At 62.7% G+C, this 16,244-nt stretch carries 14 protein-coding genes and 1 pseudogene; 9 read left to right on the top strand and 6 right to left on the bottom strand.

Annotation, left to right across the window (positions count from 1 at the left end; translation table 11 throughout):
* The first annotated feature begins 12 nt into the window (after positions 1–12).
* The 3 genes from AC0L2C_RS04490 to AC0L2C_RS04500 all read left to right on the top strand — a co-directional run bounded on the left by AC0L2C_RS04490 (position 13) and on the right by AC0L2C_RS04500 (position 4,743).
* On the top strand, positions 13–1,644 hold the full coding sequence (locus AC0L2C_RS04490) for an ABC transporter ATP-binding protein (RefSeq protein ID WP_473522953.1): 1,632 nt from the start codon (positions 13–15) through the stop codon (positions 1,642–1,644).
* 7 nt (positions 1,645–1,651) lie between these two features.
* Complete coding sequence (locus AC0L2C_RS04495) at positions 1,652–2,404, top strand: MOSC domain-containing protein (protein WP_288142016.1); 753 nt, start codon at positions 1,652–1,654, stop codon at positions 2,402–2,404.
* 452 nt (positions 2,405–2,856) lie between these two features.
* On the top strand, positions 2,857–4,743 hold the full coding sequence (locus AC0L2C_RS04500) for an adenylate/guanylate cyclase domain-containing protein (protein WP_128246178.1): 1,887 nt from the start codon (positions 2,857–2,859) through the stop codon (positions 4,741–4,743).
* Between the two features lie 225 nt (positions 4,744–4,968).
* Here AC0L2C_RS04500 and AC0L2C_RS04505 read toward each other — a convergent pair whose 3' ends face one another.
* Both AC0L2C_RS04505 and AC0L2C_RS04510 read right to left on the bottom strand, forming a co-directional pair.
* Complete coding sequence (locus tag AC0L2C_RS04505) at positions 4,969–6,555, bottom strand: ABC transporter substrate-binding protein (protein WP_287238666.1); 1,587 nt, start codon at positions 6,553–6,555, stop codon at positions 4,969–4,971.
* Positions 6,556–6,583: 28 nt separating this feature from the next.
* A complete protein-coding gene (locus AC0L2C_RS04510; protein ID WP_287238668.1) occupies positions 6,584–7,429 on the bottom strand; it encodes an alpha/beta hydrolase in 846 nt (281 codons plus the stop codon).
* Between the two features lie 238 nt (positions 7,430–7,667).
* Between AC0L2C_RS04510 and AC0L2C_RS04515 the strand changes: the two genes are divergently transcribed.
* From AC0L2C_RS04515 to AC0L2C_RS04535, 5 genes and pseudogenes are all read left to right on the top strand, one after another.
* The gene (locus AC0L2C_RS04515) at positions 7,668–8,168 is read left to right on the top strand and encodes a hypothetical protein (RefSeq protein ID WP_287238669.1); all 501 of its coding nucleotides are present in this window, start codon (positions 7,668–7,670) and stop codon (positions 8,166–8,168) included.
* A 300-nt stretch (positions 8,169–8,468) separates the two neighbouring features.
* Entirely contained in the window at positions 8,469–9,284 is an 816-nt protein-coding gene (locus tag AC0L2C_RS04520) for an aldo/keto reductase (RefSeq protein ID WP_473522954.1), read from the top strand.
* A gap of 102 nt (positions 9,285–9,386) precedes the next feature.
* Positions 9,387–10,052 carry a DUF6064 family protein gene (locus tag AC0L2C_RS04525; RefSeq protein ID WP_473522817.1) on the top strand — a complete coding sequence of 222 codons (666 nt, stop codon included), beginning with the start codon at positions 9,387–9,389 and terminating at the stop codon, positions 10,050–10,052.
* A 350-nt stretch (positions 10,053–10,402) separates the two neighbouring features.
* A pseudogene (locus AC0L2C_RS04530) lies at positions 10,403–11,388 on the top strand (methyltransferase).
* A 61-nt stretch (positions 11,389–11,449) separates the two neighbouring features.
* Positions 11,450–11,680: a hypothetical protein gene (locus tag AC0L2C_RS04535; protein WP_031254423.1), complete on the top strand. Its 231-nt coding sequence runs from the start codon at positions 11,450–11,452 to the stop codon at positions 11,678–11,680.
* Positions 11,681–11,748: 68 nt separating this feature from the next.
* Here AC0L2C_RS04535 and AC0L2C_RS04540 read toward each other — a convergent pair whose 3' ends face one another.
* Genes AC0L2C_RS04540 through AC0L2C_RS04550 form a run of 3 tightly spaced genes read right to left on the bottom strand, consistent with a single transcriptional unit; the run spans position 11,749 to position 13,973 of the window.
* Positions 11,749–12,390, bottom strand: coding sequence for a LysE family translocator (locus tag AC0L2C_RS04540; RefSeq protein WP_473522818.1), 642 nt, complete (start codon positions 12,388–12,390; stop codon positions 11,749–11,751).
* A 23-nt stretch (positions 12,391–12,413) separates the two neighbouring features.
* Positions 12,414–13,334, bottom strand: a complete 921-nt coding sequence (locus tag AC0L2C_RS04545) for a dihydrodipicolinate synthase family protein (protein ID WP_473522819.1) — start codon at positions 13,332–13,334, stop codon at positions 12,414–12,416.
* A 12-nt stretch (positions 13,335–13,346) separates the two neighbouring features.
* Complete coding sequence (locus AC0L2C_RS04550; RefSeq protein WP_023797805.1) at positions 13,347–13,973, bottom strand: LysE family translocator; 627 nt, start codon at positions 13,971–13,973, stop codon at positions 13,347–13,349.
* Between the two features lie 170 nt (positions 13,974–14,143).
* On the opposite strand from AC0L2C_RS04550, the gene pdxR reads away from it, so the two are divergent.
* Complete coding sequence (gene pdxR, locus AC0L2C_RS04555; RefSeq protein WP_473522820.1) at positions 14,144–15,634, top strand: MocR-like pyridoxine biosynthesis transcription factor PdxR; 1,491 nt, start codon at positions 14,144–14,146, stop codon at positions 15,632–15,634.
* Positions 15,635–15,812: 178 nt separating this feature from the next.
* On the opposite strand, the gene AC0L2C_RS04560 is transcribed toward pdxR, so the two are convergent.
* Entirely contained in the window at positions 15,813–16,130 is a 318-nt protein-coding gene (locus AC0L2C_RS04560; RefSeq protein ID WP_091596860.1) for a hypothetical protein, read from the bottom strand.
* Between the last annotated feature and the right edge of the window lie 114 nt (positions 16,131–16,244).

Raw genomic sequence — 16,244 nt, forward strand, 5'->3', positions numbered from 1 at the left:
GCGGACAACAACATGATGCTTTCAGTGCGCAACCTGTCGATCTCGGTCGGGCCATCGGGAAAGCGGATCGTCGACGGGCTGAATTTCGACCTCGCCCCCAGTGACATGCTGGCGCTGGTCGGGGAATCCGGTTCGGGCAAGACGATGGCGGCCCGCTCGATCGTGAGCTTGCTCCCTGCCCCGCTGGTCACGACGCCGGACAGCAGCATCCACTTCGAAGGACAAGAGCTCACCGGCCTCGCTCCAAACGCGCTGCGCCGGATACGCGGTGCGCGGATCGGCATGGTTTTCCAGGAGCCGATGGTCTCGCTCAATCCCGCCGTCACCATCGGCGAGCAGATGGCGGAGGGTCTGCGCCTGCACAGCGCCATGTCGCGCGCCGAGATAAAGGACCGCTCGCTGGCAATGCTGGAGAGGATCCAGATCAAGGATCCCGGCAAATGCCTTGCGGCCTATCCGCACGAATTCTCCGGCGGCATGCGCCAACGCATCATGCTCGCATCGGTCATGCTGCTCAAGCCGCGCCTGCTGATCGCCGACGAGCCGACCACCGCGCTCGACACGCTGGTGCAGCGCGACGTGCTTGACCTGATGGTCGAGCTGACGCGGGAGAACGGAACCGCCGTCCTGCTGATCAGCCACGACCTCGGCATGGTGTCGCATTATGTGAACAACGTGACGGTGATGTGCGAAGGCAAGGCGGTCGAACAGGGAAGCAGCACCCAGGTGCTTCACGCACCGCAGCACGATTACACGAAGCGGTTGGTGGATGCGCTTCCCAAGCGCAGCGCCGGATCGAGAAAAACCGTCGACGGCCCGCCTCTGGTCGAGATCAGCAATGTCGTCATCGACTATCCGGGCCGTCCCAGGCTGTTTGGGCGCGCGCCGCCGAAGCGCGCCGTCAACGGCGTCGACCTGACCATCCGGCGCGGCGAAACCTTGGCGCTGGTCGGCGCGTCGGGCTCCGGCAAGACGACCCTCGGGCGCGCCATTGTCGGTCTCGTCAGGCCGGCCAGTGGAACGATCTCGTTTCTTGGCACCGCGATTGCAAACGATCGATCCGCTGACGCGCGTGCGCAGCGTCGTGACATGCAGATCGTCTTCCAGGACCCCTATTCGTCGCTCGACCCTCGCCAGTCGATTGCCAAGATCATCACCGAGCCGCTGAAGCTCGACACCGAATTGGACCGCAACCGGCGGACCGCGCGCATGGATGAGGTCATCGAGGAAGTGGGGCTGACGCGCGACCTTCTCGAGCGTTTCCCGCATCAGCTTTCGGGCGGCCAGCGCCAGCGCGTCGCGATCGCCCGGGCGATCGTCAGGCGACCGGCCTTCGTCGTCGCCGACGAGCCGGTCTCGGCGCTCGACATGACGGTGCAGAAACAGATCCTGCTTCTGATCCGGTCGTTGCAGGAACGCTACGGGTTCGCCTGCCTGTTCGTCTCGCATGATCTGGGTGCGGTGGAGCAGGTTGCCGATCGGGTCGCCGTCATGCAGGACGGAAGGATTGTCGAGATCGGCGACCGCGACGACGTCTTCGATCGACCGCGCCACGCCTACACACGCGCCCTTCTTGACGCCGCGATGCTGATCGATCGCCATTTTGCCGATGGCGCGGGCGCACGCAAGGCAGTGGCTCGATGAGGACGGCATGGCTCGTCGCCGCATCATGACAGCGTTTGGCCGTATCAAGGAGATCTGGCGATACCCCATCAGTTCGATGGGCGGCGAACGGCTGGACGGGACTGAGCTTGCGCAGGGCGGGATTCCGGGCGATCGGATCTGGGGCATCATCGACCGGCGCGACGGCGCTGTTGCCGCGCCGGAGAAGCGAAAACACTGGCGACCGCTGCCCAACCTTGTTGCAAGGCTGAAGGGCGACCGGCCGGAAATCGGCCTGGACGGCTCCTGGATCGATGCCGGCTCCAGCCTCGCAGGCGAGCTGGTTTCGGCCTTCCTCGATTTCCCGGCGGCGCTGCACCCACATGTCCGCTTCGGCTCGGAAGCCCGGGATCATATCGCGCCACGCTATCAGCGCGCCGACATCCACATCGTCACGTCAGCCTCGATGAACAGGCTTGCCGGCCTGCTCGAGGATCCTTCGCAAGTGGATTCCAGGCGGTTCCGGCCCAACATCGTGATCGAAACCGACGCCTCGCGGGAGGGTTTCGTCGAGCAGCAGATCATCGGGAAAGTGCTGTCGATCGGCAAGGCGCGGATCGTGATCTCGGAACCGTGCGCGCGCTGCACCTTCACGGCGCTGGCGCAAGGCGATCTCGCCTTCGAGCCGGCAGTGCTGCAAACCATAGCGCGCCATGGCGAAGGCGGCTTCGGCGCGCTCTGCCAAATCATCGAACCGGGCAAGATCAGGCTGGGCGACCAGGTCACCTTGAACGAAGCCTGACCTTTATCCAGCTTTCGACGCCGGACGGCGGCACGTCGTGACGATAGTGGTGAACATTCAACGCTTGGTGCCGGGGGCGAATACAGCTCACGACCACTTTTCTCCCCTCCGCGGGAGAGTCCGAAGGGGAAGTGGTGACCCGAAGCAGACGGTCGTGATGCCATAAAAGATGTCGGCCTCGCGCCGATCTCGGACGCTGCGATCGGTTTGGCCGCTTCCTGAAAGCCGACGTCCCAAGCGACCACAATGACAGCCGCGGTTGTGCCCAATTGTGGACCCTGGCAAAATCGCCGCCTTGAAGTTCAGCCTAACCATCATCGGAGCATTGCCATGATGAGCTCGGACCAGAGACCAGCGTCAGCCTAGCGAACTGCCCCTCCCTGCGCAATTTCGAGCGCCTTTACGCTTAGTCGGAAGCCGTCTACTATTCAGCTGAAGGCAGGGTCTTAGACATGGACCGCAAGCTTGCTGCCATTCTGGCTGCTGATGTGGTCGGCTATTCCGCTCAAATGGAGCGTGATGAAGCGGGGACTTTTGCACGGCTGAAAGCTGGTCGCGCAGAGCTTTTCGAACCAGAGATTGCGCGGCACCACGGTCGCATTTTCAAGCTCATGGGCGACGGCTTGCTGGCCGAGTTTGCCAGCGTAGTCGATGCGGTGGAATGTGCAGTCTCGCTGCAGCGTGGCCTAACCGAGCGCAATGCGTCGCTTCCCGAAGCCGAGCAGATATTGGTCAGGATCGGAATAAATCTTGGCGAGGTGATAATCGACGGTGACGACCGTTACGGCGACGGGGTCAATATTGCCGCCCGCCTCCAACAATTGGCGGAGCCCGGCGGCATCTGTGTCTCCGGTAAGGTGGCCAAGGAGGTCGAGAAGAAGCTTGCCTTCGGTTTCGAACCTTTGGGCGAGAAGAAGGTCAAGAACGTCACCGAACCCGTGCAGGTTTTCCGCATAACGCTTGAAAAACAGGGCATCCGCCATCGCTCAATACGGTCTCCTCCGCGCTGGGCGCTAGAGGGGATGGCGGTGGCCGTGGCCCTTCTGCTTGCCGCCGCAGCGGCTTGGCAATTCTGGCCGGCGGCGCCGGTGAGTGCCAGGCCATCGGTAGCGGTGCTGCCGTTTGAAAATTATGGCGGCGACGAGGCTACTGGACGGCTGGCCGACGGCCTCACAGAGGACATCATCACTGACCTTGCACGCTTCCCGGAATTGGAGGTGGTGGCTCGCAATTCGACGCAAGTCTACAAGGGCAAGCCGGTGGATGTGCGCGAAGTCGCTAAAGCGCTCCATGTCGGCTACGTGCTCGAAGGCTCGATCCAGCACCAGGGCGGCCGCGTCCGGATCACCGCGCAACTGATCGATGCCCAATCCGGCAACCATCTGTGGTCGGAGCGCTGGGACAGGCCCACCGAAGATGTGTTCGCAGTCCAGACTGAGATATCTGAGCAAGTCACCAACCGGCTAGGCGGCGGCGAGGGGCTGATCCAGAAAGCTGGCCGAGCTGCGGCCAAGCGCAAGCCGCCAGAGAACCTTAGCGCATACGAGCTTTATCTGCTTGGCACCGAGAAGCTTGCGCGGATCACCAAAGACGATATTCAGCAGGCCATCGTGCTGCTCAACCGCGCCGTCGAGCTGGATCCCGGCTTGGCCCGCGCCTGGGTCGAACTTTACCACTCTCACTCGCTATTGGCGAACTTCGGCGTCAATCCCGAGACAGAAGCAAAGGCGGCTGCCGATGCAGCCGAACGAGCCGTGCGACTTGATCCGAGCGACGCGGAAGCTCACGCCGCGCTCGGCATGAGCTTGGGCGAGCGGGGCGAGCTTTCGCGCGCGAAGGCTGAGCTGCAAATAGCCCTGAGCCTCGCGCCCGGTTCGGCTGAAATCCTGACCTTCTATGCCGGCTGGGCCGCGTCCTTCGGTGAACCAGAACGAGGTGCCGAATTGGTCGATCGGGTGATCCGGCTCGATCCTAACTACCCGATGTGGGCCACCGGCCTCTTCTCTAACGCTTACTTTATGGTGGGGCGATACGACGATGCGCTGAAAATGATGGAAGGCCTGACACCTGACAACTACAACCAGTGGAGATGGATGGTGCGCAGCGGTTCGCTCGCAGGCGCCGGCCGGATGGAAGAAGCGCAAGCCTCAGTCAAGGAGGCGCTCAAGCACTACCCGGACATGACCGTCGAAGGTATGGTCAACGCGCCGGGGATCAGCCCCACCGAGCGCGAGCGCTACTTGGAAACCTTGGTCCTGACCGGTTTCCCGCTGTGTGCATCCGACGAGCAACTGGCTAAGATGACTGTTCCAAAACGTCTTCCCGAGTGCCTGAAGTAGCCCTTCAGCGAGCTTCCCTGACGACCGAAATAGCTCGTGTCGCATTGGCGTAAATTTCAGATGTATCTGCTCAACACCGCTACCGGCCCATTGCCGTCATGTCCGAAGTGTGTCTGATTGGCCGCTTCTGGCGCTGGTTGCTCGTTCTAATTGCGAAGGTACCTTCAATCGAAAGATCGGAGAGCAACACGCCTCCGATCTTTCGGCGACAGATGAACCGCCGGCCTATTCGCTTTTCCAGACACCCCATACATGGGGGTTTGCCGCGGGCCATACCGAATAGCCCTTTACTTTCGGCGACACGGCATCGAGGGACGGCTCGTAATAGAGGCCAAGGATCGGCACATCCTTTGCCATGAGTGCATGGAGCTGCTTGAACAGTGCCTTGCGTTGCCCGGCGTCGGTCGTGGCCATCGACTTCGTGTAGAGATCGAGGGCCTCCTTGCTGTCCCACTGCGCCGTCGGGTCGGTCGCCTTGTCGCCAAGGATGACGCCATACATCAGCGACGGATCGAGACGAGCCGAATAGCCAAAGGACTGGATCTGGAATTTGCCGACAAGGTAGTTGTCGAGTTGTGCCGCCCAATCCAGCACTTCGAGCTGGGCGTTGAAGCCCGCGGCCGTCAGCATCGCCTGCAGCAGCACGGCGTTCTCGTACATGCCCTGGTAGCGGGTGTTGGTCTGGATCTTGATCGGCTCGCCCTTGTAACCGGCTTCGTCCAGCAGGGCCTTGGCCTTGGCCGGGTCGTATTCCGGCCATTTGAGGAAATCGTCGTCGAAGAAAGAGCTCGCCTGGGCGACGGCCGAGGGACCTCCCGTGGCGGCAGCGCTGGTGCTGGCGGCGGCGATCTGGTTGATGTCGGCGGCATGCGCCAGCGCTTCGCGTATTTTGACGTTCGACAGCAGCGGGTCCTTGGTCTGCAGCAAGATCACCGTCCACGACAGGCCTTGCGTCGACAGCACCGTCATGCCGCGCGACTTGGCTTCCTCGGCACGCGACGATTCAAGATCGGGCAGGACGTCGAGTTCGCCGGCAAACAGCGCGGTTTCCGCCGCCGCCGTGTCGGGGATGACCATGAAGCGCACCTCGTCGACAAAGGCCTCACGGCTGCCGGCAAAGCCGCTCGGCGCCTCCTTCACCGGCTTGTAGTCGGCAAAGCGCTCAAGCACCAAATACTGGCCCTTGACCCATTCCTTCAGCGTGAACGGGCCGCTGCCGATGGCGGAATCGGCGAGCCACTTGCCGTCGGCGCCGACATTCTTCGGGCTGGCGACCCAGCCATTGCATTGGACACTGGCGAGTTGCGCCAGAAAGAGCGCATTCGGCGCCTTGAGCGTGAAGACCACGGTGCGTGGATCAGGCGTCGCCACTTGCTCGACCTTGAGGCCCTGGCTGCCGTCGAAGAACGGAATGCAGAACCACTGATTGGCCGGGTCCATGCGGCGGTCCCAGTTCCATTTGACGTCGGATGAGGTTACGGCGTCGCCATTGTGGAAAACCGCGCCGTCGCGCAACGTGAAGGCATAGGTCTTGCCGTCGTCCGATACCGTCCAGGATTCGGCCAATGCCGGGCCCACCGTGAGATCGGCGCGATAAGCCACCAGCGTCTCAAAGATATGGTGCAGCACAGTGTCGGTGTTTGCGTCGCGATTAAGACCGTCGGTGGCGCGGATGTCTGCGTTGATGCGGACCTTGAGCGTGCCGCCGGTTTTCGGCTGCTCCTGCGCCATCGCCGGCAGTGCACAAATCATCACCGCGATTGTCGCCAGCACCTGGAACAATCGTCTTCCCATCATCAATCCTGTTCCCATTTTTTATCTCCAGTTTGACTGCAGTTTTTCAGGCGGGCGCCGCATTCAATGTCCGCGCGAAGAACTCCTTGACCTTGGCGATGAGCGCGCCGTCGTTGTGAGCGATGCCAGGCACGACATCCAGCTGCACCTCGACGCCATGCCTCTCCAGGCTGCCCTTCAACGATCTGATCCGGTCGTTGCGGGTCGCGCCGGCGAGATCGGCGCCGGGCATCCACCAGTCATCCTCCGGCTTGATGGTGATCTCCCAGGTTTGGAGATCGTCACCACCGATCACCATCTGCACGGCGACCTTGCGCATGGCGTCGAGGTCGATGGCCTTGCCGAACACTTTCCCGAAGTCGCGCACCCCGACCCAGAAATCGTGATCGAAGTCGAGCAGGGTCACGACGCCCGGCGCACCGATCGATGCCGCCAGCAGACGTTCGGGATGGAGGAACAGGAAACGATGGGTGAAATGGCCGCCGCCGGAGAAGCCGTACATCAGCACGCGGTCGCCACTGATGCGATAGCGCTCGCGCATCTCCTCGACCATGTCGAGCAGCACGGCATCGTAATGGAGGTCGCCCTGGCGCAGCATCTTGTAAGAGGAAAGATCGCCCGGAAAACAGACATTCGCCGGGAACAGCGGGGCGAGCACGATCACGCCGTTCTGTTCGGCGAAGTCGGCGAAGGCGTCCCGGTAGGCGAGCATGCCTCGCTCGGTGCCATGCACGATCACCGCCAGCGGATAGGTCTTGTCGCTGTCCTCGTCATAGTCGTCGGGGACATAGGCGCAATAGGGGAAGCGCTGGTCGAAGCGGGAGGCGTACACCGTCGTGTGCCCGAAATCGTAATAGGACAGGCGCTTGCCATGTCCGCTGACGTTGCGCATCGAATTTTCCCCGATCTCAATTTCATTGTTTCATCATTTTGTGTGACTGAAAAGCATTTGTTTATCCACATCGTCAGGAAAGTACGTATTTTACATCGCGTAACGCCTGACATCATCGGGCAAGCGTGAGCAGCTATCCGGGCCGTCGCGCGTCAAGTCCAGCCGAGCGGCACGACCAAGGACATCGTGAAGCTGTGCAGGTTGACTCGGTTGTCCGCTCGCCTAACTTCGCGGTCACATGATATTTTCCCGCATCCGCAAGCTTGTCCCTCTTGCTCTCCTGGCCGGCAGTTCGATCGTGTCCTCCTGCGTCGCCCCTGACGACACATCGAACCTCCCCAAGGAAGACGCCACAACGGCGGCAGCCCGCAAAGAGATGGTCGGTCTCAGCGAGGCGGACGTTCGAATGTGCGCCGGCTTTCCGACTGCCACCGCTGATGCGGAGAGAGGCCAAATCTGGACCTATCAGCGTACCGTTCAACGCGGCAATCTCAATGTGGTGATCCCAACCTTGGCCGTGGGCGCGATCCCGACGGTTGGAGGATCGCTCAATGTCGATCCCGGCGGCTATTGCAACACGCAAATCCGGATGGTCGACGGCCGTGTTGCCGAGGTTGCCTACGCCGGCGACAACAACACGCCGAACCACCGCGATGCGCTCTGTGTCAGCACGGTAGACGGCTGCGTGGCATATGCCCGCCAGCGCCATCAAGTCAGGACAGGTGCCATTTCCAGGTAATCGGGTTCCAGGTAATCGGGCGGGCTGGCGCAACCCAGGCCCTGCAGCATTCGTTCCTGTTTCAGGCAGACGTTCCATATCCGAACCGTCGCCAGAGACGACCGCCGGCTCCCCGCCGATCGGCCTTGCGAAAAGCCGGTCGGCCGGAACCATTCTCGGGGTCGGGAGTACAAGAGGTCGAAAGGACAGGGATGGCAGACGATGATCATCACCCGCAGGACATTCGTTAAGGCTGCCGCCGCTTCCGGCGCGGCTCTGGCGTTGCCGGCAGCCGCGCCCGGCGCGCCGCCCGCGCCGGCGATGCGCGCCGTGCCCTCCTCGGGAGAAATGCTTCCCGCTGTCGGCCTGGGCACCTGGATCACCTTCAATGTCGGCGACGATCCGGTGCTGCGCGACGAGTGCGCCGAGGTGATGGCTGCCTTCTTCGCGGCAGGCGGCCGCATGATCGATTCCTCGCCGATGTACGGCTCCTCGCAGCCGGCGATCGGCTACGGCCTCGAAAAGCTCGGCCGGCCCGAAGCGCTGTTTTCCGCCGAGAAGGTCTGGACCTCCTCCGCCGACGGACCCGCGCAGATCGAGCAGTCGCGCCGCTTCTGGGGTGTGCCGCGCTTCGACCTCGTTCAGGTCCATAACCTCGTCGCCTGGGAGACGCATCTCGAAACTCTGTTCGCCATGAAGGCGGACGGGCGGATCCGCTATGTCGGCATCACGACGTCCGAAGGACGGCGGCACGATTTGTTCGAACAGATCATGCGCGCGCATCCGCTCGACTTCGTGCAGCTCACCTATAACGTCGTCGACCGTGAAGCGGAGCAACGGCTGCTGCCGCTGGCGGCCGAGCGCGGCATGGGTGTCATCGTCAACCGGCCGTTTCGGCAAGGCGCGCTGACGCGCCACCTCCAGGGCGAGACGCTGCCGGACTGGGCGGCCGGGATCGGTGCCAAGACCTGGGCGCAGTTCATACTGAAATTCATCGTTTCGCATCCCGCCGTCACCGTCGCCATCCCCGCCACCACCCGCGTCGACCACGTGCGCGAGAACCTGTTGGCGGCGACCGGTGCCCTCCCCGACGCGGCCATGCGCGAGCGGATGGCGGCCCACGTCCGGGACCTCTAGGCAGGCATTCCTGGGCTGGCCCACGAATGCCTGCCTGGATTCTGTTGTTTGTCGCAGGTTCTTGTCGCAAAACCGTGGGACACTTTTGCGGAACGTGCTTGGATGTCGGAATGGTGGACCTACCGGCTGGAGGATTTCCTGCTCTTCTCGCCGCGCGTCTACTGGCGCATGTTCGAGTTGGCCAATGCCACGTTCTGGCCGCTGCATCTCCTGACGCTCGCCGCCGGCCTCGCCATTGTCCTGCTCGTGCTTAGGCAGCCGCGTCGCCATGGTCTGTGGATTGCGCTCATCCTCGCCGCGCTCTTTGCCTTCGTCGGCTGGTCCTTGCTGTGGAGCCGCTATGCCGTGATCAACTGGGCGATCGCCTATGTCGCGCCGGCCTTCGGCCTGCAGGCGCTGCTGCTGGCGATCGGCGGTGCCGCGCGCGGCGGCGTCGCCTTTGACCGGCGGGACATCGCAGGGCGGCTCGGGCTGCTGATCGTGGTCGCTGGCCTCGTCGTCTATCCCCTGCCGCCGCCGCTCTTCGGGCGGCCATGGGCGAGCGCCGAGGTCTTCGGCATCGCGCCGGACCCGACGGCGATCGCAGCGCTCGGCGTCCTGCTTGCCGCGAGCGGCGGGCTTGTGCCGCTGCTGTTGGCGATCCCGCTGCTGTGGCTGCTGCTCAGCGGCCTGACGCTGCATGCCATGGGCGATCCGCAAGCCTGGCTGCCGCTTCTGGCAGCGGCCACCACTGTCGCTGCCTTGACCCTGCGCCGTATCGCCCGGTGATGCCGGCACGATCGAGAAAGCCAGCCGGCTCCGGCCAGACAATACAAGTTTCAGATGTAACCGAATTTTCTCCTTCTGAAATCGTGGCGTAACTCCGCACCGCCAGATTCGCACTTCAGCAGACCGCAGCCACAGCTCGCCGAGTGGATGGTCACAAGCCAGCCGGTTGCGCCAACCGGTTGCGCCAGTCGGTTGCGCCAATCGGTTGCGCCAATCGGTTGCGGTCGTGACGTGCTCTGAAAGAGGAGGTGATCATGGCCCATCAACTTTCGCGGACAGCGCCTCCGGCCATAGATGCAACCGTCCAACCGATAGCCGCCACGCCGGAACTTCCTTCCGCCGTCCCGCTGATGGCGCTTTCGACTGGTTTCTGGGCCTTCAAGACCTTGGCTGCTGCGCATGAGTTGGACCTCTTCAGTCGCCTTGCCGGCGGCGCCGGCACCACGGTTGCGGAGCTGGCCGAAGCCCTCGGCCTGCACCAACGGCCGGCCGAGATGCTGTTGACCGGCTGCGCTGCACTCGGGCTCCTGGAGAAAACCGGCGGCCGCTATCGCAACACGCCGTTAAGCGAAACCTATCTCGTGCGCGGAAAACCGTATTACTTCGGCGGCTTTGTGCAGATGCTCGACAAGCGGCTCTACCCCGGCTGGGGCAGGCTTACCGAAGCGCTGCGCACGAACCGGCCGACCACGTGGGACCCGGCGGTGCAATCCTCGGTGTTCGACGGCGAAGATCCGATGATGCTGGCGCTGTTCTGGGAGGCGATGCATTCGGTCTCCACGATGACCGCGCGCGAGCTCGGCGAAGCCCTGGATTTCGGACATTTCCGCCGCCTCCTGGACATCGGCGGCGGATCGGGGGCGTACGACATCGAGCTTTGCAAACAGTATGGGCGCTGCGTGCGACCGTGTTCGACTTGCCGCATGTCGCCGCGATCGCCGCGGGAAAGATTGCCGAGGCCGGTTTGACCGACCGGATCGAGACCGCAGGCGGCAACTTCTTCGAGCAGCTTCCCGGGGATCACGATTTGCATCTCCTGTCGATGATCCTGCACGATTGGGACGAGGCGAAGAACCGCGCCCTGCTGCGCCGGTCGTTCGGGGCTTTGCCGAGCGGCGGCGCAGTCGTCATCAGCGAGCTTCTCGTCAATGACGAAAAGACCGGACCGGCGCCGGCGGCGCTGATGAGCCTCAACATGCTGATCGAGACGGAAGGACGAAACAACACGCAGGCCGAATATTCGGCGTGGCTCGAGGAAGCCGGATTCCGGCACATCGAGACGGTCTGGTTCGAGGCACCCGGCGCGAACGGCGCCGTGATCGGCCGCAAGCCGTAAGGCGCAGTGGAACAGGCGCCCCGCAGTTCAACCCTGCGCGACAATGATGATGGAGGCCGAAATGGCTCACACGCAAACCCGCGTCGATCGTCACCGTCTGCTTGGACTTATGCTGAAAACCACAGCAACCGCAATCGCGGCGCTCAAGACCTGGCAACAGACCGTCTCAAGACGTCGGGCAATTGCTGGTTTGACCCCCGAGCGGTTGCGGGACATCGGTCATGCCGAGGCACCCGCGCCTGCGCTTGAGGTCAAGGCAGGTCTGGTCACGAACCTGATGTCGATGAGGTAAGTGAATTCGGCCGTCATCGCAGGTACACGGCCAGCGGCCGTCATGCATTTTTGCTCCTTCTCACAAGCTCAAGCAACTGGGCGCCTTGCCAGCAGCAGCCCGCATCCAAGCATGATCATGGCACCGCCCGAGCCTTCACGAAGACGGCGAACGAGATTCCCACGCGACGCCGCGCCATCGCGAAGTCTTCCGGCTGCAAACGCCACGACAATATCGGCGAGCGTGTTGAGGGCAACCGAGATGGCGCCGAGGATCAGGAACTGCAGAACGACGTGATCCGACGATGTATCGACAAACTGGGGAATGAAGGCGAGGAAGAATGCGGCCGTCTTCGGGTTCATCACTTCGACAAGAACGCCATCCCTGAAGGCCCGCATCGTGCCGACGGGCAGCTCCGAATGACCCAGCGACTTGTAGTCGAGCCTGGCATGGCGAATGGTTCGGTATCCCATCCAGACCAGATAGAGCGCGCCGACCACCTTGAGCGCCGTGAACAATTCGGCGCTTGCCAGCACGATCGCCGAGACGCCAAGGCTGCCGGCCACGACATGAAACAGCCCGCCGAGACCATTGCCAAGGCTCGAAGCGATTCCTTCCGAGCGACCGCCGGAAAGGGTTCGGGCGGCGACATAAAAAATCCCCGGACCCGGAGTAATCGCCAGCAGGAATGCCGTGAACAGGTAGACGGTGAAGGCGTTGGATTCCAGCATGGAAATGTCCTGATTAAGACTGTCTATCGAGCTTGCATACAACCAGCGGAGAAAACCGCATCGAGATGGTCGAGAGCGGCGGCGACGCGCTGCCGTGCCTGGTCCTTCAGCGGGAGGACAGGGCGTGGCGGATCGACGTCGCACAGGTTCAGAAGCCTGGCGACGACATACATCACCCTAAAACTGCCGAATTCCTTGAACAGCGCCCAAAGCGGTCCGAATGCGGCGTCGAGTCGCTCGACGGTCGCAGCGTCCCCGGCTTGCGCCGCTCGCGTCAGGGCCAGGGCCTGTGACGGCAGAAGTCCTGCGACGACGGAATACCAGGCGTCGCTCCCGGCGAGCAGCGCAGGCGCGCCGCCCCAGTCGCCGCTGTAGCCGATCCTGAATGCCGACCCGGTCGCAGACCGGAGGGAGGCAAGTTCGGACGTGAAGTCACCACCGGACGGCAAAGGCATCTTCACGGCTTCGATGTTCGCCACCTTCGACAAGCGGGAAATGAGGTCCAGGCTGAAGGTGAACCTGGTCGTGCCGGGATTGTTGTAGATGCAAAGCGGGAGTTGCCCCGCATCGGCGACTGTGGCGAAGTGTTCGAAGACCTCGTCGTCGACGAGCGGCGTATAGGAAACCGGAGCCAGGAGCAGGCCGTCGGCGCCGACAGCCTTCGCGTCACGGGCAAGGTCCACCGCATCGCTGGTCCGGATCGCTCCGACGCCGACCATGACCGGGATTTTGCCGCCGACCGTGTCCATTGCCGTTTCGACCGCGCGTCGACGCTCTTCTCGCGTGAGGAAAGCGTAGGCGCCGGTACTGCCGAGCAGTCCGATGGAGTCCGCTCTCGCCTCCTCGATGTTCCTCAGAAGGCGCGCGAGGGCGACGGGGTCGAGCCTGCCGGAAGCGTCCGCCGGGGTGATCGGGAATGCTGAAAGGGCTTGGAAGAGTGACATGAAGGAACCTTTTCAGATGCGGGTCAGGAGAAGCTTTAGCCCGGCAAATCCGAAGAATACCGCCAGCGTGCCTTCGATCCAGCGCCGCGCCCGCCGATACAGGGCGACCATGGGAGCGGTCGAAAAGACGATCGCGTAGCCGCAGAAGATGGTCACGCTCAGCACCGCGCAGCCCGCGAGGATCACGAGAACCGTATGCGACGACGACCCGGGCCCGAGTCCCAGCGTCATCAGCGCGATCCATGCCAGGATCGATTTCGGATTGGTGAGATGCATCAGCAGTCCGCGCTTGTAGAGAGTGGCCGCCGTCGCCTTTCGTTCGTTGGTCGGGCGAAGCTGATCCTTGCCTGAAGAAAGCGCAGCCTTGCCCGCTTTGAAGGCGAGATAGAGAAGATACAGGCCTCCAACCAGCTGCAGGACCACGAGTGCCTGCGCGTATCGGCTGAGGATCGCCGAGACGCCTGTCGCCGCCATCAGGCCCCAAAAGATCGAGCCACTGACCACGCCGGACGCGATTGCCAGCGCGGCCCCGCGGCCGTCGTTCATGGCGACGGCCATGATACGCATATTGCTCGGCCCGGGACTGCCGGCAGCGATGACGTAGGCGGTAAAGACGATGATGAATTGGTCGGCCAGCATTTTACTTCCCAGGAGGTGCAATCTGGCGTCATCAATACAAGCACAACTGGCCCTGACCTAGAACCAGTTTTGAATAAAAAGCGATGGTCCAGTTGGCCTCATGCCTTTGCCTGGCTGATTTTCCCGGTAATGTCTGGATCAACGAAACGTCTTCATTTGGGTAATCGCGAATGGCCCAGTCCAGCAAGCAGAATTCGTCGTCGGGAAGTTCGTCGTCGGGATTGGGCGCGCGCGGGATCTATGAGAACCTGCGGGAACAGATCGTGGCGGAGGTCTACGGCCGCGGAGACGTGCTTCCGTCGGCTCGTGCACTGGCGGTCGAGCTTGGCGTCTCGCGAACGACTGTGACGTCCGCTTACGAACAGCTCGCCGCCGAGGGGTTCGTGGTCATTCGACATGGCGCGCGGCCACGGGTGGCCATCAAGGTCGCGCACAGCGAGCCGGGAGACCTCGTTGATACAGCCGCAGAGCCACACAGCCTCTCCGCTTTCGCAGAAAGGCTTCGATCCCGAGCCATCCCGATGCGGGTTGCGTCGGAGAAGCTCGTCGCCGACTTCCGCTACGGCGACATGTCGGCCTCTGACTTCCCGACCCTTGCCTGGCGAAAGGCCATGAACGATGCTGCGCTGGGACGGCCGCTCAAGCTGTCCTATGGCGACCCCTGTGGCTTGATCCGCCTGCGTGCCGCCCTGCAGGGCTATCTATGGCGAGCGCGCAGCATCCGGTGCGAGGTGAGCGAGATCCTCGTCGTCAACGGTTCTCAGCAGGGACTGGATCTCTGCGCCCGCCTGCTTCTCGATGAGGGCGACGGCTTCGCCATCGAAGAGCCCTGCTACCCGATGGCACGGAGCGTCTTCGAGATGACAGGAGCCATCGCCGCCCCGGTGGAGGTCGACGCCGAAGGCATCAGGGCGGACTTGCTGGCGGATGTTGACGCGCGGCTGGCTTACGTCACGCCTTCACATCAGTTTCCCCTCGGAAGCGTAATGTCGATGGGTCGACGCCAGCAACTGCTAGGATGGGCGAAAGAGAAGAGGGCCTACATCGTCGAGGACGACTACGACAGCGAATATCGTTTCGACATGAACCCGATACCGCCGCTTCGCGCGCTGGGAGGCGCGTCGAACGTCATCTATATCGGTACGGTCTCGAAGACACTGTCGCCGTTGCTGCGGATCGGCTACGTCGTCGTTCCGCGTGAGTTGCAGGAGGTTTTTGCCCATGCCAAGCGGCTGACGGACAGGCATGCCCCCAGCCTCGAACAGGAGGCGCTTGCGACCCTGATGGAATCCGGCGTCTACGAAAGCCACGTGCGCAAGGCCCGGCGTCAAAATGCCCGCCGACGTGCAGCGCTCCTGGACGCTCTGCAGGCGGAATTCCGCGATCTCGTCCGGGTCGAAGGCGCAGAGGCCGGTCTGCACGTCGTCGTCTGGTTTCACGACACGCCGCCCTCCATGGCGGCATCGTTCATCGATAAAGCCGCCGCGCTCGGAGTTGGCATCTATTCGATATCGCCGCATTACTTCGACCAGACATTGGGTCGCAGCTGCCTCGGCCTGGTGATGGGATACGCAAGTCTGACCGAGGGCCAGATCCACAGAGGACTAAAGCTCCTTCGACGTGCTTACGAGGAGGCAACAGGCTGCGGCGATGTATCGTAGGTGCTCTACGGCCTGCTGAGGGAACAGGCGCGCGCGACGCGAAGGCAGCCTCGGCACCGCGCGGGTGGTGATCTGCCGCTAGAGCGCTTTGCGTTTTGGTGGACCAAAACCGCGCTCTAACTCCTTGGTTTACGCATTTTGTTGGACGCCAGACCAAGATTTTTGGCTGCAAAATGCTCTAGAACCACCGCCGTTCAGGCTCGGAGCTCTTTGCAATCACAATTCCCAAAAGAACGCCGAGCACGCCGCCAAGCATCATCGCCGTAGAGATCGTGCCTGGGTTCTGCTGGACGGTTTCGGTCACGGTGTGTGCCTGGCTACGCAATTGCCGGGCTGCGCGCGAGGCCCGTTCGGCGGCGCTCTCGTACCAGCCCTGTGCCTCCTCGGCACGGTCGGAAAGGGTCCGATTTATTTTGGCGATTTCGCGACGAAGCTCGGCGATCTGTTTCTTCATCGCTTCCTGCGCGTCGTTTGCCGCCTTTGAGGTGCCTGCCATATTGGTGGTCTCCGCCATTGGATTTGTCCCTTTGGTAATCATCCCCCATGGTCATCAGATAGGGGAAACGGTCGCGGACGCGCAGGGTTCCTTGCCCCGAAAACGCGCCGCTGA

The organism is Mesorhizobium sp. WSM4845, assembly GCF_055811455.1.

Excerpts from the sequence above, each read along its gene's own strand:
- AC0L2C_RS04535 (WP_031254423.1), top strand. The coding sequence starts at position 11,450 with ATGGCTCACACGCAAACCCGCGTCGATCGTCACCGTCTGCTTGGACTT.
- AC0L2C_RS04505 (WP_287238666.1), bottom strand. The coding sequence starts at position 6,555 with ATGGGAACAGGATTGATGATGGGAAGACGATTGTTCCAGGTGCTGGCG.
- AC0L2C_RS04545 (WP_473522819.1), bottom strand. The coding sequence starts at position 13,334 with ATGTCACTCTTCCAAGCCCTTTCAGCATTCCCGATCACCCCGGCGGAC.
- AC0L2C_RS04495 (WP_288142016.1), top strand. The coding sequence starts at position 1,652 with ATGGCTCGTCGCCGCATCATGACAGCGTTTGGCCGTATCAAGGAGATC.
- AC0L2C_RS04515 (WP_287238669.1), top strand. The coding sequence starts at position 7,668 with ATGATATTTTCCCGCATCCGCAAGCTTGTCCCTCTTGCTCTCCTGGCC.
- pdxR (WP_473522820.1), top strand. The coding sequence starts at position 14,144 with ATGGCCCAGTCCAGCAAGCAGAATTCGTCGTCGGGAAGTTCGTCGTCG.
- AC0L2C_RS04540 (WP_473522818.1), bottom strand. The coding sequence starts at position 12,390 with ATGCTGGAATCCAACGCCTTCACCGTCTACCTGTTCACGGCATTCCTG.
- AC0L2C_RS04500 (WP_128246178.1), top strand. The coding sequence starts at position 2,857 with ATGGACCGCAAGCTTGCTGCCATTCTGGCTGCTGATGTGGTCGGCTAT.
- AC0L2C_RS04490 (WP_473522953.1), top strand. The coding sequence starts at position 13 with ATGATGCTTTCAGTGCGCAACCTGTCGATCTCGGTCGGGCCATCGGGA.
- AC0L2C_RS04510 (WP_287238668.1), bottom strand. The coding sequence starts at position 7,429 with ATGCGCAACGTCAGCGGACATGGCAAGCGCCTGTCCTATTACGATTTC.
- AC0L2C_RS04525 (WP_473522817.1), top strand. The coding sequence starts at position 9,387 with ATGTCGGAATGGTGGACCTACCGGCTGGAGGATTTCCTGCTCTTCTCG.
- AC0L2C_RS04560 (WP_091596860.1), bottom strand. The coding sequence starts at position 16,130 with ATGGCAGGCACCTCAAAGGCGGCAAACGACGCGCAGGAAGCGATGAAG.
- AC0L2C_RS04520 (WP_473522954.1), top strand. The coding sequence starts at position 8,469 with ATGCGCGCCGTGCCCTCCTCGGGAGAAATGCTTCCCGCTGTCGGCCTG.
- AC0L2C_RS04550 (WP_023797805.1), bottom strand. The coding sequence starts at position 13,973 with ATGCTGGCCGACCAATTCATCATCGTCTTTACCGCCTACGTCATCGCT.